The organism is Noviluteimonas caseinilytica, from assembly GCF_018406605.1.
In the GTDB taxonomy this organism is placed as follows: domain Bacteria; phylum Pseudomonadota; class Gammaproteobacteria; order Xanthomonadales; family Xanthomonadaceae; genus Noviluteimonas; species Noviluteimonas caseinilytica.
Genome location: NZ_AP024545.1, coordinates 14,349 through 33,274 on the forward strand (window position 1 = coordinate 14,349; position 18,926 = coordinate 33,274).

20 protein-coding genes are annotated in these 18,926 nt (G+C 67.3%); 8 read left to right on the forward strand and 12 right to left on the reverse strand.

Going from position 1 to position 18,926, the window contains the following annotated elements; translation table 11 throughout:
- Positions 1-84: 84 nt before the first annotated feature.
- Both aqpZ and LYSCAS_RS00090 read left to right on the forward strand, forming a co-directional pair.
- Complete coding sequence (aqpZ, locus tag LYSCAS_RS00085; protein WP_244858598.1) at positions 85-804, forward strand: aquaporin Z; 720 nt, start codon at positions 85-87, stop codon at positions 802-804.
- A gap of 72 nt (positions 805-876) precedes the next feature.
- Positions 877-1,242, forward strand: coding sequence for a response regulator (locus tag LYSCAS_RS00090; RefSeq protein WP_213435031.1), 366 nt, complete (start codon positions 877-879; stop codon positions 1,240-1,242).
- Here LYSCAS_RS00090 and LYSCAS_RS00095 read toward each other — a convergent pair.
- From LYSCAS_RS00095 to LYSCAS_RS00105, 3 genes are read right to left on the reverse strand one after another with little or no spacing between them, the layout of a single operon-like run.
- On the reverse strand, positions 1,211-2,386 hold the full coding sequence (locus LYSCAS_RS00095; RefSeq protein ID WP_213435032.1) for a ComEC/Rec2 family competence protein: 1,176 nt from the start codon (positions 2,384-2,386) through the stop codon (positions 1,211-1,213). The two genes, LYSCAS_RS00090 and LYSCAS_RS00095, sit on opposite strands and share 32 nt — an antisense overlap.
- The gene (locus LYSCAS_RS00100) at positions 2,383-4,083 is read right to left on the reverse strand and encodes a gluzincin family metallopeptidase (protein ID WP_213435033.1); all 1,701 of its coding nucleotides are present in this window, start codon (positions 4,081-4,083) and stop codon (positions 2,383-2,385) included. The genes LYSCAS_RS00095 and LYSCAS_RS00100 overlap by 4 nt, the downstream gene beginning before the upstream one ends.
- Before the next feature lie 2 nt (positions 4,084-4,085).
- The gene (locus tag LYSCAS_RS00105) at positions 4,086-5,237 is read right to left on the reverse strand and encodes a hypothetical protein (protein WP_213435034.1); all 1,152 of its coding nucleotides are present in this window, start codon (positions 5,235-5,237) and stop codon (positions 4,086-4,088) included.
- 214 nt (positions 5,238-5,451) lie between these two features.
- On the opposite strand from LYSCAS_RS00105, the gene LYSCAS_RS00110 reads away from it, so the two are divergent.
- The 3 genes from LYSCAS_RS00110 to LYSCAS_RS00120 are packed head-to-tail and all read left to right on the forward strand — an operon-like array spanning position 5,452 to position 7,155.
- Positions 5,452-5,643 (forward strand): hypothetical protein, encoded by a 192-nt coding sequence (locus tag LYSCAS_RS00110; protein WP_213435035.1) that lies wholly within the window; start codon positions 5,452-5,454, stop codon positions 5,641-5,643.
- A gap of 27 nt (positions 5,644-5,670) precedes the next feature.
- The gene (locus LYSCAS_RS00115; protein WP_213435036.1) at positions 5,671-6,630 is read left to right on the forward strand and encodes an acyltransferase family protein; all 960 of its coding nucleotides are present in this window, start codon (positions 5,671-5,673) and stop codon (positions 6,628-6,630) included.
- A gap of 27 nt (positions 6,631-6,657) precedes the next feature.
- Complete coding sequence (locus LYSCAS_RS00120) at positions 6,658-7,155, forward strand: YcxB family protein (protein ID WP_213435037.1); 498 nt, start codon at positions 6,658-6,660, stop codon at positions 7,153-7,155.
- Between the two features lies 1 nt (position 7,156).
- Here LYSCAS_RS00120 and LYSCAS_RS00125 read toward each other — a convergent pair whose 3' ends face one another.
- Positions 7,157-7,528, reverse strand: coding sequence for a hypothetical protein (locus LYSCAS_RS00125; RefSeq protein WP_213435038.1), 372 nt, complete (start codon positions 7,526-7,528; stop codon positions 7,157-7,159).
- 41 nt (positions 7,529-7,569) lie between these two features.
- Positions 7,570-7,896, reverse strand: coding sequence for a hypothetical protein (locus LYSCAS_RS00130; protein WP_213435039.1), 327 nt, complete (start codon positions 7,894-7,896; stop codon positions 7,570-7,572).
- A 138-nt stretch (positions 7,897-8,034) separates the two neighbouring features.
- On the opposite strand from LYSCAS_RS00130, the gene LYSCAS_RS00135 reads away from it, so the two are divergent.
- Positions 8,035-8,523, forward strand: coding sequence for a YcxB family protein (locus LYSCAS_RS00135; protein WP_213435040.1), 489 nt, complete (start codon positions 8,035-8,037; stop codon positions 8,521-8,523).
- Complete coding sequence (locus tag LYSCAS_RS00140) at positions 8,520-9,080, forward strand: YcxB family protein (protein WP_213435041.1); 561 nt, start codon at positions 8,520-8,522, stop codon at positions 9,078-9,080. Before LYSCAS_RS00135 ends, LYSCAS_RS00140 begins: the two co-directional genes overlap by 4 nt.
- Here the strand turns inward: LYSCAS_RS00140 and LYSCAS_RS00145 are convergent.
- Positions 9,065-9,328, reverse strand: coding sequence for a hypothetical protein (locus LYSCAS_RS00145; protein WP_213435042.1), 264 nt, complete (start codon positions 9,326-9,328; stop codon positions 9,065-9,067). The two genes, LYSCAS_RS00140 and LYSCAS_RS00145, sit on opposite strands and share 16 nt — an antisense overlap.
- 261 nt (positions 9,329-9,589) lie before the next feature.
- Entirely contained in the window at positions 9,590-9,949 is a 360-nt protein-coding gene (locus LYSCAS_RS00150; RefSeq protein WP_213435043.1) for a helix-turn-helix domain-containing protein, read from the reverse strand.
- Positions 9,950-10,230: 281 nt separating this feature from the next.
- Here LYSCAS_RS00150 and LYSCAS_RS00155 point away from each other — a divergent pair, with 281 nt between their 5' ends.
- A complete protein-coding gene (locus LYSCAS_RS00155) occupies positions 10,231-10,926 on the forward strand; it encodes a response regulator transcription factor (RefSeq protein ID WP_213435044.1) in 696 nt (231 codons plus the stop codon).
- On the opposite strand, the gene LYSCAS_RS00160 is transcribed toward LYSCAS_RS00155, so the two are convergent.
- From LYSCAS_RS00160 to LYSCAS_RS00180, 5 genes are all read right to left on the reverse strand, one after another.
- Complete coding sequence (locus LYSCAS_RS00160; RefSeq protein WP_213435045.1) at positions 10,923-12,872, reverse strand: hypothetical protein; 1,950 nt, start codon at positions 12,870-12,872, stop codon at positions 10,923-10,925. The genes LYSCAS_RS00155 and LYSCAS_RS00160 overlap by 4 nt on opposite strands.
- Before the next feature lie 9 nt (positions 12,873-12,881).
- Positions 12,882-13,484 carry a pentapeptide repeat-containing protein gene (locus LYSCAS_RS00165; protein WP_213435046.1) on the reverse strand — a complete coding sequence of 201 codons (603 nt, stop codon included), beginning with the start codon at positions 13,482-13,484 and terminating at the stop codon, positions 12,882-12,884.
- A gap of 15 nt (positions 13,485-13,499) precedes the next feature.
- A complete protein-coding gene (locus tag LYSCAS_RS00170) occupies positions 13,500-16,397 on the reverse strand; it encodes an eCIS core domain-containing protein (RefSeq protein WP_213435047.1) in 2,898 nt (965 codons plus the stop codon).
- 180 nt (positions 16,398-16,577) lie between these two features.
- Entirely contained in the window at positions 16,578-17,405 is an 828-nt protein-coding gene (locus LYSCAS_RS00175; RefSeq protein WP_213435048.1) for a hypothetical protein, read from the reverse strand.
- Between the two features lie 11 nt (positions 17,406-17,416).
- Positions 17,417-18,904: a hypothetical protein gene (locus tag LYSCAS_RS00180; protein ID WP_213435049.1), complete on the reverse strand. Its 1,488-nt coding sequence runs from the start codon at positions 18,902-18,904 to the stop codon at positions 17,417-17,419.
- Between the last annotated feature and the right edge of the window lie 22 nt (positions 18,905-18,926).

Sequence of the window (18,926 nt, forward strand, 5' to 3'; positions counted from 1 at the left end):
CTTAAGGCCGCTGGCACGGAAGTTGGCCGATCCGGCCTGTTTCTTCCGCTGTCCCCCAAGACGGCCTTCACCGCGGAGATCCCCATGCTCAGGAAACTCGTCGCCGAAACCATCGGTACCTTCTGGCTGGTCCTCGGCGGTTGCGGCAGCGCGGTGCTGGCCGCGAACTTCGGCGGCGACGGCAATCCGCTCGGCATCGGGCTGGTGGGCGTGTCGCTCGCGTTCGGCCTGACCGTGGTCACCGGCGCCTATGCGCTGGGACATATCTCCGGCGGCCATTTCAATCCGGCGGTGAGCGCGGGCCTGTGGGCCGGCGGGCGCTTCCCCACCACGTTGCTGTTGCCGTACATCCTCGCGCAGACGATCGGCGCGATCCTCGCCGCGGCCGTGCTGTGGCACATCGCGCATGGACGCGCGGATTTCGTGGTCGATGCCAGCACGGCCGGCGCGTTCGCCACCAACGGGTTCGACGCGATGTCGCCCGGCGGCTTCTCGATGAACGCGGCGTTCCTGAGCGAACTGGTGCTCACCGCAATGTTCGTCATCGTGATCATGGGCGCGACGCATCCGTCCGCGCCCGCCGGCATGGCGCCACTGGCGATCGGCCTGGCGCTCACGCTGATCCACCTGGTCAGCATCCCGGTGACCAACACCTCCGTGAATCCGGCACGTTCCACGGGCGTGGCGATCTTCGTCGGCGGTGCGGCGCTGTCGCAACTGTGGTTCTTCTGGGTGGTTCCGATCGTGGGCGGTTTGCTGGGCGGCGTGGTCGGGCGCTGGCTGGGCAACCCGCGCACGAACTGACGCGACTTCGCCACGCAATCGTCACGGTCCCGGGTGTGCAATTTGCACATTGCAGGGGGTGGGGAACCGAACGTGCGCGTGCTGGTGGTCGACGATGAAAAGAGCCTCGCCTGCGCGATGGGCGAGTTCCTGTCCGGCCAGGGTTACGCGGTGACCTGCGCGCACCTGCTCGACGAAGCCTTGCGCGTGGCGAACGACGAAGCCTTCGACGCCGCCCTGCTCGACATCAACCTCGGCGAGGAATCGGTGTATCCCCTCGCCGACTACCTGGTCGCGCACGGCACGCCGGTGATCTTCGCCACCGCGCGCCGCAAGCGCGACATCCCGGAACGCTTCCGCGCCGATCCGCTGATCCTCAAGCCCTACGACGTCTCCACGGTGCTGGGCGAACTGCGCGCCGCCGGCCTCAGAGCTTCACGTCCACTGCCAACGCCTTGACGCCATCGGTGGTGGTCAGCTCGCTGCAGCGCGTGCGCAATTCATCCAGCGTCGAACGATCCGGCACCGGGTTCTGCGTGCCGTAGACGTTGCGCTTCGTCGACACCAGCACCTTCGCCTTCGCCTTGCGCGCCTTCGGCAACAGCTTGTCGAGCAAGTGCATCGGCGTGCCGTTGTGGCTGCCGTGGTGGGCCACCTTCAGGAAATCCACCGGCGCGATCGCGTCCGGCGCGTGTTCCTCGATCATGCGCCAGCTCTCGATCTCCGCATCGCCCGGCAGCAGCAGGCGCTTGCCGGCGCATTCGACCAGCAGCGCGAGCGAGGTGTTGTTCTGCGCGCGGTCGATGAAGCGCGCGGCGGCCACGCCGTCTTCGCGGATCGCGCGGCGCAGGCGGGCGAAGTCGCTGGCGGTCAGGCCCGGCAGGTCGTCGTCGGCGGCGCGCGGCACGGTGGCGAATTCCCACGGATCGCCCGCGCTCGCAGCCTGCCGATCCCCGGCCGCCGTCAATCGCAACGCCCCGATCAACGCCCGCGACTTCGCCGTGCGCCCGTAGTACTTGCTGGTGTCGGCTTCCGGCGCGAGCACGCGCACGTGGATGTGCTTCGACCACTTCTCCGCGGCCTTGCCCTTCGTCCCGCGCGCCAGGTACAGCGGCGGCTGCGCGCCGAGCTTGCGCACGTAATCCATACGTTGCTTGTTGGCCAGGTTGTTCTGCAGCAGCGAGAGGAACGCGGGGTGGAATGCGATGCCCTTGCGTGCGGCGTTGCCGGCGAACTCGGCCAGGTTGTCGCGCACGATCTTCTGCAGGCGCGCGTTCGGATAATCGTGGTAGTACGTGGGGCTGCTCGGCAGGCTCATCCACACGCGGTCGACGTCCATGCGGTCGAACACTTCGCGCTCGCGGTAGAAGCCTTCCATGTGGTCCAGGTGTTCGTGCGTGACGACCACCAGGTCCAGGTGCCCGTCGCACTGCTTCTCGATGTCGCGCGCGATGTCGGGGAAACGCCCCACGCTGCCGGGGTCGTTCGGCGCGCGCCCGAAATCGATCAGCACGTGGCGCGTGGCGTTGCCATCGGGCAGGCGCAGCAGGATGCAGTCGCCGAAGCCGACGACGTAGGCGCGGACGGTGATCCCGGCGCTCATGCCTCCCCTTCCCCGCGCGCATGCCGCATGGCCGCGATGCGGCACAGCGACACGCGCCCGTTCGCCACCGTCGCGCGCACGCGCGCATGGCCCGTCGAGGGCGCGCCGTTGCCATTGATGTCGGGCGCCATCGCCAGCTCGCCCGCTTCGACCAGGTACGCGGCGTACGCCTTCAGTTCGCGTTTGCGCTGCTCGGTGGGCAGCACCATCGCGCGGTGCAGGAAATTGGAATTGGTGTCAAACACCAGCGTCCCGCCGCACCACAGCGGCAGCATGGTGCCGTCGAGCGCGCCGAAGCGCTTGCCTTCCAGGGCCACGTCCTCGCTCCAGGTGAACTCGACGATGTGTTCCTTCGGCGGGCGATAGCCGCTGGGCGTGTGCTTGTTGGTGCGATAGACCGCGTTGACCGCGAGGTTGGCTTCGTACGGGATGCCGAACACCGCGCGATGCAAATCGAGGAAGCGGTACGCATCGGCTGGCGTCGTCGCGGTTTCGGCCACGCTCTCGGCACGCAACGCGCGCTGGATGGCGTCGCGCGTCTTTTCGTCGGGCTTGCGCAAGGGGATGCCGCGGGCCGTGAACAATTTCACGAGCTGCGCGCGGATCCCCAGGTCATCGACCGGATACGCCACTTCCTGCGCGCGCAGCACCGCTTCGGCGTAATCGGCGTAGCGCAGGTCCACCGGCGGGCAATAATCGATCGCGCGGAACATCACGCCGGCGGTGGACGTGGCCGCCTGCATCAGCGCGCCCATCGCATAGCCCTGGCGCTTGTTGAGCGCGGTTTCGCCGCCACGCTGCAGGTTGTCCTTGTAGAACCGGCGATACAGGTACTGCAGCAGGTCGTAGTAGATGCCGGTGAGCACCTCGGACCAGTCGTGTTCCTCGAACGTGCCGACCAGCGACTCCATCGTGCGCTGGTTCCAGGCGCCGCGCAGGTAGTCCTCGTCCGGCAGGCCGCGCAAGGCGGCACCGAATTCGCTGGCGATCGCGGAGACGACGTTGTGCGCGTCCAGTTTCTCCGGCGCGTCCTTGACCACCTGGAAGGCGGTCTCGCGCGTCGACAGGCTCGCCATCATTGCGACCGCATCACCGAAGTACTCGTGGAAGCCCGCGGTCTCCGGCGAACTCACCTCGTTGTAGCCGGGCTTGAGCCCGTCGAGCACCGCGTGCCCGAGTTCGTGCGTGATGATGTCGTGCGACAGGCAGGTAAAGACCGGCTTGCCTTCGAAGCCTTCGAAATAGAAGAAATGGATGCCGCCGGTACCGCGGTCGTAGAACGCGTTCTCCGAGTAGCCCGCGTGCGGCAGCAGCAACAGGCGGCCATCGCGGTTGGCCCACGGGATCGCGCGGCCCAGCAGGTGGATGTGTTCGATCTTCTCCAGCGTGCGCTCGACGATCGCCCACACGTTGACCTGGTGGAAATGGAAATCCGCCAGCAGCTTCTCGCGCGAGAGGCGCGCCAGCCCCGCGAAGCTGCCGTTGCGCTGCAAGCGCGCCGGCGCGAAGCGCACGTCCAGGTCCGCGTTGTAATCCACCACCACCGCGTGCGGCCCGCACGGGCCCGAGCCCGCCGTCGGATACACCATCGCGCGGTCCAGCGGCCAGAGCCCGTCGCGGCGCGCGACCAGCGGATCCTTGGGCAGGAACTTGACGTGGACGACGTCCTTCTTCGGCGCCTGTTTCTTCGTCGCCATGCTCATTGCACCCGCGTGGGGAACAGGGTCTTGAGGTGCTGCTGGAACTTGGTGGCGAACGTTTCGAACCCCGTCTTCGCCGGGTGCAGCTCGTTGTGCCAGGAACTCGCCTGCGGCGCGAGCGTGCCTTGCGTCGCCACGCACGTCACCTTCGGATGCGCGCCCGCCAGTTGCGTGAGCATCGCCTGGAACTGCTGCAGCATGACCTTCACGACGGCCTGCCCCGCGGCCTGCGACGGGAAGCCGCGCAGGTCGAACGTGGGTTTCAGCCACGGGCCGTAGTTGCACACGCCACGCCCGTCGGGGATCGCGAAGTCGTACCCGTGGAAGACCAGGTGCGTGGTGGGGCTGAGGCCGTCGCGCAGTTCGATCAGGTCTTCGTAGCCCGCGCGCACGAGCGCCAGTGCCGTGTCGAACCGCGGCTGGTGCAGTTGCGACGCCGCCGATCCGCCCGCCGTGAAGTTGCGCACCCACAGCGCCATCGGGTTGTCGACGATGTCGTTGCCGCCGCCGGAGAACAGCAGCACGTCCCACGGCCCGCCCGCCGGACACCCGTTCAGCAGCATCTGCACCATGCGCTTGCGCTGCGCGACGCCGAGCATGAAGCGCACTTCGTCGCCCGCGTCGGCCATGTTGAGGATCGGCACGCCCAGGCGCTTCTGCAGGCGCGGGATGATGCCGCCGCCGAACAGCGGGATCGGATAGTCGAACCAGGAATCGCCTTCGGCCAGCACCTGCAACGGCTTGAACGATGCGCTGCCGCCGGCGTTCTTCGCGAGCGTCCTGCGGGCCTTCGTCGCTTTCGTCGTCTTGCGCGCCGTCGTGGTGCGACGCACGCCGCGCTGCTTGAGCAGCGCCATCGTGTCTTCGTATTCCTGCAGGCGGCGGGCGCGTTCCTCGTCGTGCGATTGCTGCAGGCGCTTGCGTTCCGCACCGACGGCGGCGGGCGTGGTCGTCGCGGCCGCGAGTGCGCGGCGCGTCGTGCGCACCGGGCGGCGCGCACGGGCGAGCGCCTGCGCTTCCTCGAGCGTGAGCGGCGGACCGGAGGCGACGGACTTCGCGACTTTCTTCGCCGGCGTCTTGCGCGCAGCCTTCTTCGGCGCGGCCTTGCGCGCGGACTTCCTGCCGACGGACTTGCGCGGACCCTTGGCCATCGAAGCACCTCATCCCGTGGGTGGACATCGTCCACCCCGTGCGTCGCAGATTCGGCGACGGCTGTTCCGGGTTAACGGTGCTTCGCAGGCGATGCGGACGGACGGTCGTCGGTCTCGGGGTGAGGATCAGTCACCGCGCGCGTCGCGCCGCCGATCTCATCCCGTGGGACGCGCCCATCGGATGTTGCGCACCCCGTTCCGCGATGCGCCTCCCATGCCCACCGACGCCAGGATCGCCTGCACCCGTTGCCACCACGTGTTGTTGCGATGCCGCCTGCATTGCGACGTCTGCGGGCATGCGATGCCGCGCCGCGTGCGCCGCCGGTGGCGCACCGTGCTCGCGCGCTTCGGGTTGGCGCTGACCGCGGCGATGGCGCTCTACGTCAACGCGATGGGCGGGCCCTGACCGCAATCCACGGTATCTTCCCGGCCCATGGGGATCCGTTACAACCCGGCACTCGACGGCCTGCGCGCGATCGCGGTGCTCGCCGTCATCGAGTACCACGCGCACTGGCACTGGCTCGGCCTGGAAGGCGCGCTGGGCGTCGATGTGTTTTTCGTCTTGTCGGGCTTCCTGATCACCTCGTTGTTGCTGCAGGAAGACGCCGGCGGTGGGATTCGCCTGGGCGCGTTCTACCTGCGGCGTGCGCGGCGCCTGTATCCCGCGCTGGTGATGCTGGTCGCGGCGACGGTGCTGGTGGGGTGGACCAGCCTGGGCGCGGCGCTGCATGCCCTCGTCTACGTGACCGATTACGTGCGGCCCTCGGAGATCCTCGGCCACACGTGGTCGCTGTCGGTCGAAGAGCACTATTACTTGTTGTGGCCGCTGTTGCTGCCGTTCGTGGCGCGCATGCCGCGCGGGCGCGCGGTGGTGCTGCTGGGCGCGATCTATGTCGTCGCCACGGCTTGGACCGCGCTGCAACCCTTCGAGTGGCGCGCGGGGGTGCGCTTCGATACCCGGATGACGGGACTGGTGCTGGGTTCATTGCTCGCGTTCCGCCCGCGCGGCATGACATTGCCGCTCGCAGCGCTGGCCGTGGGCTCCGCGCTGGTGATAGCTGGCTACACCAACCATCGTCCGTTCGCCGAAGCCGCCACGGCGTGCATCATCGTGCTGTCGTATCGCACGACGCTGCCGTTCCTGACGCGCGCGCCGCTGGTCTACCTCGGCCGCATTTCATACGGGATGTACCTGTACCACTGGCCGATCGCCTGGGCGCTGCGCAATACGCTGGACGGGCTGCCGCAGTTGTTGCTCATCGTGGCGACGACGATCGCGTGCGCGGCGGTGTCGTTCCAGACGATCGAACGGTGGTTCCGGTCACCCGATCGACCTGCGGGGCGCGACATCGCTGCGGATGGCTCCGCCGTCGTCGCGCCCGGCCAACCCTGATCCCCGCACACGCCCGAAAGGAATCGCATGTCCCCGTCTCCGATCGCCATCGCCTTCCGCCTCACGTTCCGCGAGCGGCTGAAAGCCAGCGCGACGATTTCGCTCACGTCGGTGGCCACGTGGGTGTCGATCGTCGTCGATGTGCTCGCGATCCTGGCGTTCTGCCTGTTCGCGGACGCGCCGTGGTTCCCGTTCGAGTTCCCGTTCATCGCCGTGCCGATTTCCGTGCTGGCGATGCTGCCCTTGGGCTGGTGGCTGACGGCGATCAGGTACGCGCGGGCGGAACGCGACCTGGGCCGCGCCGCGTTCGAAATCGCCGACGCGGGCCTGCACATCGTCACCGATCGCGTGGACCAGCGCCTCGCCTGGCAGGCCATCCGGAAATTCCGCGAACGCGCCGGCTTCCAGATGTATTACTTCGCGCGCCAGCAGGCGATGTGCTTTCCGTTGCGCGCCTTCGCTTCCCGCGAAGAGGCGGACGCAGCCCGGGCCCTCGCGCGCTCGGGGGGTGTTGCAGGCGCCTGAGTCAGTGCGTTGCGGCTTCGGCCTTTGACGCCGATGGCGTCACGCGGCACTGCATGTCGTCGGCGCTCGATCGCTTGTCGGCCCCGATGGAACGCACGCCCACGATGACCCCGCGTTCGACGATCGGCTCGAATGGCAAGCGTCGACCATCAAGGAGCGACCCGGGTCCCGCGTACCGCGTCCCGTCAGGCGCCTGGAACAGTCCGCGCAAGCCTTGCGCCGCGGTGAGCGGCTGGTGCTGGTCGCGCTCGTACGCTTCGATCTGGTGGCACAACAATGCGACCTGCGCCTTCGTGAGCCTGTCGACGTCATCGGTCCAGCCGCATCCCGTCAACCAGGCGACGACGCACGCACCCATCATCACGTTCCGCATTGCTCGCTCCTCGTTGGCGCATGCCGCGCAACGTCCGCGCCCTACTGCATTCGTGCATACACCACGCACGCCACCAGCGCGAACACCACCAGCAGCGCGATGAACCCCCACTTGAGCAAACGCGGATCGAGGCTCGCGACATCACGCTCGAAGGCATCGACATCGACGGGCTCGGCGACGTCGTGGTCCGGGTTGTCGAGCAAGGCCCGCGCATCGTCGTACTGGGCGTTGATGCAGACGAAGATCGCGTCGTTGAACACGTTCCGGATCCCCGCGCCCCGGACGAACGTGGGAATGCCCTTGTGGTAGAGCCGCAAGGTGATCTCGTTCGCGAGCGTCCGATCCTGGACGTAAGTGAGCAGGCGCATCGCGTCGGATCGTCCCCGGCATGCCGCCCCGCGCGGCCCCGGGGAGCATAGCCTCGCCACGCGAACCCCGCCCACGGGACAAGGTCCCGGCGCTCGCGTAGCCTTGCCCGCACGCAGCCCACCACCCACGCCCGCCGCATGACGCCCACCGCGATCCACCTGCCCGACGTCCGGATGACGTTCGCCGAGTGCGTGAAGGCGCTCGCACTGGTCTCGGTGCGCGTGCCGAAACTCTGGGCATGCATGGCACTGTTCTGCGCCGGGGGCCTGGCGGTGCTGATCCTGTCCTCGCGCGCCGGCCAGCTCGACGCCGGCGCGCTCGCGGCCGGCCTGGCCGGCATCGCCTTCGTGCCGGGGTTGCTGGTTGCCGCCGCCTGGAACAGCCGTCGTGCGCAGAAGTCCGCGGTCGCCTATCGCTTCACGGCCGAAGGCCTGCATATCAGCACCCAACACAGTCAGACGCAGATGTCCTGGACGAACATCCGCAACATGCGCGAGCGCGGCGGGTTCCTCATGCTCCGCATCGGCGAACAGTGCGTGCTCTGCATGCCGCGGCGACTGTTCGGCCCGACGGAAGTCGGCGCGGTGCGCGCACTGGCGCGCGATGCCGGGGTGGAAGGCGCATGACGCCGGACGCCCTGCCTTCCGGCAACGGCGTGATGCCGGTCTACACGCCATCGACCGAGCCCGTGGTGCGGCTGGAAGTCCGCCTCTCGTTCTTCGATCGCCTGCGCGCGGGTTTCGCCGCCCTTCCCAACCAGACGAAGAGCCTGCGCTTCGGGGCCGTCTTCGCCGCACTGGGGTTGTGCGTGCTGGTCCTGTTCCCGGCCGTGATGCACAAGCCGCCGTCCTGGATCGACTGGCTGGTGGGCCTGTACTTGCTGGGGTTCCTGCCGATCGCCGTCGCGTCCGGTGCATGGACTGGTTATCGCGCCGCGCGTTCGTACGGCGGGCGGTTCTCCTACGAGTTCAGCGAAGCGGGCCTGCGCGTCTTCACCCCGAAGGTCGACCGCAAGCACGCATGGCGCGGCATGACCCGCGTGCGCGAACGCGGTGGCTTCCTGCTGGTGTATTTCGGCGGCTGCGCGTACGCGTTGCCGCTCCGGGACTTCCCGGATGCGCACGCCCTGCAGGAAACGCGGCGCCTGGCGCAGGTCGTCGGGACCGATCAGCTCCCGGCCTGAGCGTCCGCCCCGCCGATCGCGAAGAACTGTTCGCGCGACAGGGACGCATAGGCCTGCGTGGCGAACTGCTGTTGCAGGCTGCGCCGGAGGTCGTCGTCGAAGCTGTCGCACGCCATCTCGCCCAGGAACGTGAGCGCGTCGTCTTGGTCGTCTTCGAGGAACGGCGCATTCGCAGGCGCGAGGAGATAGCTGCCGTCGCGACAGCGGTAGGCGATCAGGGGTGCGTGGCAATCGGACACTTGGGGCATGGGGAATGCTCGAAGTTCGGCGCGCGAGCCGCCGCGCGCAGTGGGCAACATACGCCTGCCGCCCTCCGCCGAAATAACGATTCGCTGAGATTCGGCGCCCCTGTAACAAAGGAAAACCCCGCGAGGGGAGCGCGGGGTCTTCAGGGATCTAGGGGATACCCGGCCCCGTCCTTGGGGCTGAAGGCAGTCTTTCATTCGGCAGGTGATGGATTCGTGGATGCACGGCGCGCGGGAAAAGGTTCACGTGATTCACGCGAGCAACTACCCCGACAACATCTCCACCACGCGGACCACCGCTTCGCGCCTGCGATCCGACACGCGCCGCAATCCCTGCAGGATCCGGCTCTCCAGTTCGTCGCGCGCGAAATCGTCGACGACCACCGCGGCATCGAACGCGCCCGCGTCCGGATTGCTCGGTCCTCGCCCGGTCGCCAACCATTCGAAACACACGCGCGTCTCGCACGCGATCTGCGCCAGGTGGCCCACGCTCGGCGTGGTGCCGCCTTCGCGTTCCCATTGCGTGACGGCGCTGCGCTGCACGGCGAGGCGGCGGGCCACTTCGGTCTGCGTCAATCCGGCCTGCGTGCGGGCACGGCGGATGCGGGTGGAGATGGAGAACACGGGCGCGCCTGTCGAAGCTCCGTTGATGTTCGTAACGCGAACCGGGTAGCGAGGCTGCCACCCCCTCATCAAACGGCACACGGATTCACCCCGTGACCGGGATTTCCCGCATTCATCGCCGTGCCGCTACCGGGGCAGCGATTCTTGCGGCAACTGGTCCGTGCGCGCTGCCCCCGGGCACCGCATGCCCCGGATGGGGGGCGCGCGGACCCACCGGGAAGCGATGCTCACCACGCCATTCGTGCAGGCGGTGACCGTCGAAATGGCATGCGCGCGTTGCCATGGAAGCGCAGCTTGCGCGCCGCGTGCAAGGCGAGGCCATGCACCTGATCGTGTTCACCCCGGTGCGATTGCTCGGTGATGGATTGGCAGCCTCGCTTGCCAACCGCCCCGGCATGGTCGTGCGCGCGGTGGTCAACGCCTTCGCGGACCTGCACGGGGCGCTCGCGAACACCGAGGTCGACCTGGTCCTGATCGACGTCACCCAGGGCATCGACCTGTCGGACGTGCGCGCCATCGCGCAGGCGTATCCCGACGTGTTGCTGGTCGCCCTGGGCCTGGACGAACAACGCCAGAACGTCATCCGCTGCGGGCACGCCGGCTTCACCGGCTACGTGCCGCGCGATGCATCGATCGATGGTTTGTGCGAAGCCCTGTCGGACGTCGTGCATGGCCGCCTCGCCTGCTCCGCCGAGATCTCGTGCGAATTGCTGCGCGCGTTGTTCCGCATGGAACAGCCGGCGACGGGCCCCGCCCCGGGCCAGCCGTTGAGTCGCCGCGAATGCGAAGTGATGCATTTGATCGAGCGCGGGCTGTCGAACAAGGAGATCGCGCGGGAGCTGAGCCTGAGCGTGTCGACCGTGAAGCACCACGTGCACCACATCCTGGAGAAGCTGGCGTTGTCGCGCAGGACGCAGGCGATGTATCGGGCGCGGGAAGCGCCGTGGATTGCGTCGCCCACGCAAGCCAACCACTAGGGCCACGTCCCCTGCGGCGTGATCTTCGGCGGTGATTTCAGCTGGAAATGCATCCAGTCCTTCGTGCCGGTGGTCGTCCCCAGCCACACCAGGTTGCCGCCTTCGCTCGACGTCAGCGCGGCCACCAGTTCCGGCTCCATGTTCATGAAACCGTGCACGGCGACGGCCGACAGGCTCGTGCCCTGCCCGATCGGTTGCCCGGCCTTGTCGCGCGTGCCGGCGAAGATGCCGTGCAGTTCGACGAGCGAGGCCGCGAGCGTTGCGACCTCGGATTCCTTTGCGCGGGGTGCCAGCCGAAATCGCAGGTTGATCGGCATTTCGTAGCGACGCACGTCCTCGCGGATGCGCTTGAGCTCGGCGATGACCTTGCGGTCGAACAGGATCGCGAGTTCGGCCGTCTTCGGGAACGCCGGCGTGTCGCGCGGATCGATCACCTGCGCGAGGATGAAGGGCATGAGCCGGGTGAGGTCCGCGCGGTTCTTGATCTTCGGCTGCAGCGCGGCCACCAGCGTGTCGAGGACGCGTGGATCGTCGTGCGCGCTGTAACTGCCCTCGCCGCCGCTGCTGTCGGGCACGGCGACGCGTGCTTCCTCCTTGTCCATTGCGTCGCGCAGCGTCCGCTTCAAAGCCGCCAGCCCCTCGGCGCCCGGCTTGCCGCGTTGCGCGGCCGCCGCCACGGCCTTGGCCAACGCCGCGGCCGGAATCGGGATCTGGTGCTTCGCCGCCTCCGCCGCCAGCGCCGCTTCGAAATGCGCCGGCGAGTCGAACATGCTGCGGAACTTGTCGCTCGCCTCGCGAAAGTGCTTCGCCGCCGGCAGCGCGGTGGCGAACGGCTGCCCCGCCTTCGCGCCCGCCATGTCCGGCCCGTAGACATCGAACCCCGTCAGTTGCTTCACGATGTCCCAGCGGAACTTCGGCAGGTTGGGATTCGCGTTGGCGTCGATGTCGATTGCGAAGCCGAAGGAGTGGTTGCCGATCTCGCTCGGGTTGTTGCGGTTTTCGCGGATGCTGATGGCCCACGAGCCGCGGTGGTGCACCTTGCCGGCCAGCGTGGTGATGTCGGCCATGCTGGCGATCACGCGGTCGAAAGTACCGGCGGGCACCTTGCTGGACTGGAGGAGATCGGTGGCTTTCTTGAGCGCCTTCTTCAGCTCCGGGTGCACGAGGCTCTGGCGGCCGAACACCTTCGTCGTGCCCGACGCCGGCGGAAATTCTGCGGGTTCCAGCGTCGCGAAGAAGGCATTCATCGCATCGATGCTGCCGAACGTCGCCTTCAGCCCGTCGCGCATCGCGACGTATCCGACGAGCGGATCCGCGTCCGGTTCCATCGCGCCCTTCGCTTTCGTGGTCAGGCGCGCGAACTCGTCGCGATAGGTTTGCGGGGCTTCGGTTCCGACGCCGAGGATCAAGCGATCGAGCACGCCGTCGGCGACGCGGATGCGATCGGCCTTGGGCAATGCGCGCAGCGGGTCGGTGATGCCGGGCGTGTCGAGTGCGGCGAACCCCGACGGCACGCGCGGCGCGCCCTTCGTGCCCAAGGCGATGATCCATTTGCGGATCGCGGGCCATTGCTGCTTGAGGACGAGTTCCGGGGTGAGCGTCAACTTGGGATTCACCGTGGAGGTCAACGGGATCTCGGAAAGCGGCGTTTCGACGGCGGCGCCGATCGCGTCGATCAGGTCGTCGACGGGGTCGGGGGGTGCATTCGCAGGGACACCAGGTGCGGGACCCGGCGGCAACGGTGATTTGGGATCGGGTTGCCGGTACAGAAGCAACGGCGCGCGCGGTGATGCGAGCCGATCCTCGATCAAGCGCTGCAGCCCGATATTCCCCATGCGCTGCCGGAATTCACCGCCCGCTTTCACCGACACGATGGGCCTGCGCGCCACCACGGCGTGGATGGGTCCGCGATCCACGCTGCTTTCGAACTTGCGCTTCCGGGCCATGCTGCACCCTCATCCGTCGGCAGCCGCCGCGACAAGGCACTGCAGCGCCATTTCGCCTTCGATGACCGACGCGGCGCTGTCGTGCAGGCGCTCGACAAAGACCGTGTCCGCCGCCTCCGCGCCGCGGAAATCCGCGCCTTCGATCCAGGCGCCACTCAGCTCCGCCTGGGTCAGGTTGACGTTGCGCAGCGTCGCGCCTTCCAGCCGTGCCTCCCTCAGGTACGCGCGGAACAAGTTCGCGCCCGACAAGTCGGCGCCGCGGAAATCCGCCTGGCGAAAACTGGTTCGAAATCCGCGAAGCTCCAGCATGGAGGCGTTGCGGAAGACTGCGTGGTCAAGATTCGCCTTGGTGAAATCGGCACCCGCCAGATCGGCATCCACGAACGAGGACGATGCAAGATTTGCACCGCCAAAAGTGGCGCCACGCAGGTTGGCCCGGTCGAAACAGACCGAGGCAAGCGTTGCATCGGTGAGGTCGACGCCCGGGAGTTCCACCGAGGACAGGTCGGCGTCGTGCAGGACAAGCTGCGTGCCGGATGCGCCAAGGCTCGCCAACCACTGCGCATGCAGTGCAATCCTGGCGATCAGTTCACTTTCGGGAATTGAAGGCATCGCTCGAATTTCCTCTCAGGGGAAGAACTTTACCCGGTCGCCCCACCCGCGCTTGACCCCTTCCGCTTTCAGCGCTGCAGTGTCCGCTGCCGTCATCTTGCCGGTGTCCATCATTACGTCCTCGCCGAGCGAGAGCGACTTGTCGACCTTGGCAGCGTCCGTTGCAAGGTCGAATCCGCCTTGCGCTGGGCTATGCCCCGAGTCGAATCCTTTCACGTCCCAAGGCTTGCCATCTCCATCGATGAAATCGGCGCCGCCCGTTGGATCGCGTCGGACCGGACCCTTGACCTGGCCGGCTTCTTCCAGCGAGACGGCGACTTCGGCTTCGCGGAGCGTGCTGGGCGTGACCTTTCCGCCCTGCGCCGGATCCTTGCCGAGGATGTCGATCCGCGCCTTTCGCGACACGATCGGATCGTTTGGATGTGGGTTGTTCTTCCGGATGTCGGCCAGCTTTTCTTCGATCTTGGCCATCTTCCAGGCCTTCAGCTTCGGATTGGCGGTGGTCTCGGCGGCCTCCAGTTCCGCCAGCAAGGCGGCGTTCTTCGGATCGTTCAATTCGATTGCGTAATCCTTGACCAGCGTTCCGCAATCCGAGCAACGCAGGCACACACCGTCTTCGGTGACCTTGATCTTGTGCTTCCCATCCGCGGTCGGCTCTTCGGCGACTACGCGCTTCCCGTTTTCGAAGCCCAGGTCCGGCTCGGGTGCCGGCGCAGGTTCGTCCTTGCCCGGCGGCGGCTTCTGTTCGGGCGGCGCCGGTTTGCTTTCGGGCAACGGCGGCGCTTTTGCTTCGATCGGCGGCGCCTTGATGGGGAACACTTTCCCCTTGACGAAGTTGAAGATGCCCTTCATCACGCCGTAGAGCGCCGGCAGCAGGATCATCAGCAGCGCGATCACTGCCGTGATCGCAACCGCGATCAGGTTGTCGGCGATGCTGTTGTAGGCATCCTTCTTCTGGCTCTTGACCGTCGCACCGGTGTTCAGCAACAGCAACTTCTGGGCCAGGTTTGCGCCTACGCCGCCGAGGAACGCGAGCAGCAACTCGTACCCGATCGCCAATGCGGCTTCGTGCGCCACGGGGATGAATGAAGCGACGAGCAGTGGCAGCATCAGCGTCCGCATCAGGATGCTGACCCCGGTGTTCCAGAGAAGAATCGGGATGTCGAGGATCTGCAGGATGCTGGTCCAGAGGTCATGCAGCGAATCGAAATTCAACCCCAGCACGACCTTCTTGATGTCGTAGTACAACTTGATGAGGTCTTCGATATCGCCGATCACTGGCACGAAGAGGTCCCTCAGCAACCCGACCACCACGGTCATCGGGCTGGCCTTGAAGGCCTCCCACTTGTCACCCATCGCACCCAGGATGCCGGTGCCGATCTCGCCCCAGTCTGCCGCGGTGCGTGCCTCCGGGGCGTTCGCATCCGGCGTGCGATGGATCTTCACTGGTGGCGCCCCGGCGGGTGCGGCGGCCGCAGGGTCCGTGCCGCTGCCGAAGTATTGGCTGACCACACCGGCAAACCGGTTTTCCACCCCTTCGAGCGCCTGCACGCAACGCTTGGCAAGGATCGCGATGTACTTCATCGGATCCGCGAAGAAATCCGTGAGGAACGCCACCATCTGGCCAATCTTGACGAGCGTTGCGATCACGACGTCGATCGCGAAGTTCAAGACCTTCTGCATGAAGCCGACGATGGCGTCGATCGCCGTGTTGACCCACGCCTTGATCTGGCCGAAGAGCGCCGTCCACCCGTCGTGGATCTTCTTCCACAGCGCCTTGAGCGCATCGACAAGCGCGCGCGCACCTCGCTGCACGAAATCGGGCAACTTCCGGAAGAGGAAGTTGCCGAGCAGTCCGGACAACTTGTCGAGAACCCAGGTCGCGTAACGGTTGATGATCCCCCACGTGAACTCGAACGGCCGCAAGAGGCCGGCCGCCAAAGTCTTGAATCCCTCGCCCACCCGCTTGACGACGCCGGAGAACGCGGCCCACGTGCGGGACAGCGCCGCCGGATCGAGCTTCATGAAGGCATCCGCCACCAACTTCAGCGGACTGAGGAAGAACGCGGTGATGTTGCCGAAGGCGTCCTTCGCCGCTTCGAAGGCGGCGTTCATCAAGCCCTCGAGCTTGTCCCACTGGTCGCCCAGCCACGCCATCGCCTCGTGCGCGAGTTCGGTGATCTGTTCGACGACCCAGTTGATCGCGTCCTCGGCCTTGTCGCGCACCACGCCGGCCGCGGTCTTGACGCCCTCCCACGAGAAGTCCGTTTCGTAGCCGAACGGCAGGTCGAAACGCTGGATCGTGGGCGTGACCGCGTGCGTTGCGATGCTGGGCCTGGCCGTCGCCGCCTTCCGGCTGACGCGACTGGCGCCCCCATCCTGCTGCACCACGTGCGTCAGCTCGTGCGCCAGCAGGTGCTGTCCTTCCTGCGATTCCGGTGCGAACTGCCCGCCCGCGAAAACGATGTCCGACCCCACGGTGAAGGCCTTCGCGCTCACCGCCCTGGCGGTGGCGTCCGCGCGGCCGCCGGTGTGCACGCGCACGTGGCTGAAGTCGGCGCCGAAGCGCGGCTCGAAGAACGCGCGCGTGGCGGGCGGCAGCGGTGAACCGCCGCCTTGCATGTCGTGGATGTTCGCTGCGACCGGCACCGGTGCTTCGGAGGCACCACCGGATGCCGTCGCGCGGTCGATCTGCTCGCCCGCCATCTCCTCTTCGCATTCGGCGCAGACACGATGGACCGCAGGCGACGGGGCATTGCGCGAGACGTTCCCCGGTTCGGCCGATCGCATCACGTGGTCGGCGACGCGCTCCGCTTCCTGTTCGTGCGCGTCATCGGGGTGGCTGACGGCGAATTCGCCCAACGCGGCCCCATCGCCGAACACGCTGGCGGGTCCGCTGGCGCGGGACATCATCTGAGTCGCAAATGCCTGCGCGCCCTGGTTTCCCAACTTCTGCTGCAACGCCGCGCCCATCGGCGTTGCGCGTTCCGACGCGATCGCAGGCGCACGCACCACCCCCGGCCGCCGTTCCGCCACGGCCGGCTTCCGCGACGCACTACGCTCCGGCCCCATGGCGTGCCTGCAACGCGCGCGTCAGGTATTCGGCGGCGTGATGGTCGCGATCGTCCCGCGCGGACGCACGACCTTCTTCGCCACCATCGTGTTGGTCAGCGTCCCGACGGCCTGCGCCTGCGGCGGCGCCACCAGGGGATCGCGCATCAGCACGGGGCGGATGAAACGCCGCACGCTGTGGTCGGCCTCCCATGGTTTTTCCGCATCGTTGGTTTCGTCGATGCGCGCCAGCACGACGCAATCGCAGTCGCAGCAGTCGCAATCGCCGTCCTTGCAGCCGCACACGCCGTTGTAGTGGTTCTGATGACAGAGCATCGACGGGTCGGCGCACTTGCACGGCGTATCCCAGATGCCGGTCGTCGGCGAGTCCTGGCAGCCGCAGCCGAGCGCGGCATCCAGCACGCGGATCTCGAAGGCGTCGCGTTCGCGCGTGCAGACGGCCGGCGTTTCGTCGTCGTCGCAACTGCAGGCGGCGGTGCGCGGTGCGCAGCACTTGCTGGTGCCGCACAGCACGACCCACAGCGGGAATTCGAACTTCGTGTCGCATTCGCCGTCCAGGTCGAACACCTGCGTCTTCGGCACGTACACCGGGTCGCCTTCGCAGTCGATGGCCAGGCCGCATTCCACGGTGATGCGCGGCTTGCCGCAGTGCACGGCCACGTCGACCTTCAATCCGCACACGACGCCGCATCCGAACAGGCTGCGGAACATCAGGCGGTTGATTTCGCGCGTGTACGCGGGCAGCAATTCCAGGTCGCCGTGCTCGAGCAGCATGCCGGGTCCGAACTTCGGCCAGACGAGCGTCGACATGGCCTTGTGGATCGCCAGGGGCTTGGGAGTGTTGGTCATGGCGCAACTCCTTAGGCGTCGCTCTGCGCGACGCGGAAGTTCGAATGGAAGGTGCCGCCCGGGGTGCCGTTCCCGGTCGGGGCCGGCGAGAGGCCGACGGCATTGGCGTCCACGGTCTGCCCGTTGCAGTCGACGATGTAGTCGCCGAACACCGCGATCTCCACCAGGGCTTCGTCCTTGTTGAAGATCTTGTGTTTCTTCACCGTCACCGCGTCGGTGGCCCAGCCGGCTTCGACCACCAGCGTGGCGCGCGTGATGTGCTGCGGATCCGGGCCGCCGCTCTTGATGACGTCGATGATCGGGACGCGGCGCGATTCGTACCAGCCGGCCTCGTCCTCGGCGATGGTGATCGTCATGGAGAAGCAGTCGGGGCGCACCGTGTCCGCGCGCACGGGGCGCGAGAACTCCACCCAGTAGTCGCGCGTGAGGTTGCGCGTGTTGTCGGCGGGATCCTCGTCGCCGAACGATGCCTGGAAGTCCTTGTACGGCACCAGCGTGTCCAGCCGGTGCCACGGCTTCCAGCCGATCGCGCTGATGCGCGTGAGGTCGCAGCCGCGGATCAGGTCGAACAGCAGGTCGTTGCGCTTCACGAGGCGGCGCGGGCCGCAGGCTTCGAAGGTGTCGTCGAAGCCCCAGCAGTCGCATTCGGCGTCGTGGCGCAGCACCACGCAGGCCAGCGGCACGCCATGGCGCAGGTCCACGCGCACGCGGGCGCAGGGTTCCTCGATCTCCGTCAGGCAATCGCAGTCGTCGTGGAAGCGCAGGCCGGTGAGGTGTTCGCACAGGCAGCGGCAGCCACCGCGTTGCACGGGGTGCTTGCGCAGGCGCTGCGCGACGACGGCGCCCTGCTCGATCGGATCCTTGCCCGTGCGGTGTTCGTCGCAGCACGGGCCGGTGCCGCATTCGCAGTCCAGCGTGCAGTCGTGCTGGTCGCAGCAGGTGCGGCAGTTCACGCGCTGCAACGAGAAGCGCACGGTCTCGCACACGTGGTCCCATTCGTTGCGTTCGCAGCTGCACGGGTCGGTGACCGGCACCGGGTCCATCGCCTGTTCGGCGTAGTGCACGCTGAGCAGCCAGCATTCGCGCGTCGGATCGATGCGCGATGGATTACGCGCGTCCGCATCGCCCAGGCCCGCGTCCTCGCGCGACAGGCGCCGGCCCTTGTCGTCGATCAGCACGACCTCGCGCAGGCCCACGGGCGCGCCGCGCACGCGCACCAGTTCGCGACCGCAGGCATCCAGCGCGAGGCCGGCGCCCAGCTGGAAGCGGCCGCCGACGCCTCTTTCGTCCGGCGGCGCCATCGCCATCTTGAAGCCGTACACCACGCCCCAGCCGTGGATCGCGCGGTTGAGCAGGCGACGACGGTCGATCAGGTAATCCTGTTCGACGCGGAAGGCATCGGCGGTGAGCCGCTTGCCCTCGAAGTAGTTGTTGCGCAGGCCGGAGTCGCAGCCTGCGTCGCTGCAGCATTCCCGATGTGCGTCTGCCTTGTGTTGCATGGCGATTCCTCCTGGCATTCCT

Bases quoted from the DNA above. Each gene is read 5' to 3' on its own strand.
- LYSCAS_RS00135 (WP_213435040.1), top strand. From the start codon at position 8,035: ATGACGCCCACCGCGATCCACCTGCCCGACGTCCGGATGACGTTCGCC.
- LYSCAS_RS00145 (WP_213435042.1), bottom strand. From the start codon at position 9,328: ATGCCCCAAGTGTCCGATTGCCACGCACCCCTGATCGCCTACCGCTGT.
- LYSCAS_RS00160 (WP_213435045.1), bottom strand. From the start codon at position 12,872: ATGGCCCGGAAGCGCAAGTTCGAAAGCAGCGTGGATCGCGGACCCATC.
- LYSCAS_RS00175 (WP_213435048.1), bottom strand. From the start codon at position 17,405: ATGACCAACACTCCCAAGCCCCTGGCGATCCACAAGGCCATGTCGACG.
- LYSCAS_RS00180 (WP_213435049.1), bottom strand. From the start codon at position 18,904: ATGCAACACAAGGCAGACGCACATCGGGAATGCTGCAGCGACGCAGGC.
- LYSCAS_RS00165 (WP_213435046.1), bottom strand. From the start codon at position 13,484: ATGCCTTCAATTCCCGAAAGTGAACTGATCGCCAGGATTGCACTGCAT.
- LYSCAS_RS00140 (WP_213435041.1), top strand. From the start codon at position 8,520: ATGACGCCGGACGCCCTGCCTTCCGGCAACGGCGTGATGCCGGTCTAC.
- aqpZ (WP_244858598.1), top strand. From the start codon at position 85: ATGCTCAGGAAACTCGTCGCCGAAACCATCGGTACCTTCTGGCTGGTC.
- LYSCAS_RS00115 (WP_213435036.1), top strand. From the start codon at position 5,671: ATGGGGATCCGTTACAACCCGGCACTCGACGGCCTGCGCGCGATCGCG.
- LYSCAS_RS00120 (WP_213435037.1), top strand. From the start codon at position 6,658: ATGTCCCCGTCTCCGATCGCCATCGCCTTCCGCCTCACGTTCCGCGAG.
- LYSCAS_RS00170 (WP_213435047.1), bottom strand. From the start codon at position 16,397: ATGATGTCCCGCGCCAGCGGACCCGCCAGCGTGTTCGGCGATGGGGCC.
- LYSCAS_RS00100 (WP_213435033.1), bottom strand. From the start codon at position 4,083: ATGGCGACGAAGAAACAGGCGCCGAAGAAGGACGTCGTCCACGTCAAG.
- LYSCAS_RS00155 (WP_213435044.1), top strand. From the start codon at position 10,231: ATGGAAGCGCAGCTTGCGCGCCGCGTGCAAGGCGAGGCCATGCACCTG.
- LYSCAS_RS00110 (WP_213435035.1), top strand. From the start codon at position 5,452: ATGCCCACCGACGCCAGGATCGCCTGCACCCGTTGCCACCACGTGTTG.
- LYSCAS_RS00095 (WP_213435032.1), bottom strand. From the start codon at position 2,386: ATGAGCGCCGGGATCACCGTCCGCGCCTACGTCGTCGGCTTCGGCGAC.
- LYSCAS_RS00105 (WP_213435034.1), bottom strand. From the start codon at position 5,237: ATGGCCAAGGGTCCGCGCAAGTCCGTCGGCAGGAAGTCCGCGCGCAAG.
- LYSCAS_RS00130 (WP_213435039.1), bottom strand. From the start codon at position 7,896: ATGCGCCTGCTCACTTACGTCCAGGATCGGACGCTCGCGAACGAGATC.
- LYSCAS_RS00125 (WP_213435038.1), bottom strand. From the start codon at position 7,528: ATGCGGAACGTGATGATGGGTGCGTGCGTCGTCGCCTGGTTGACGGGA.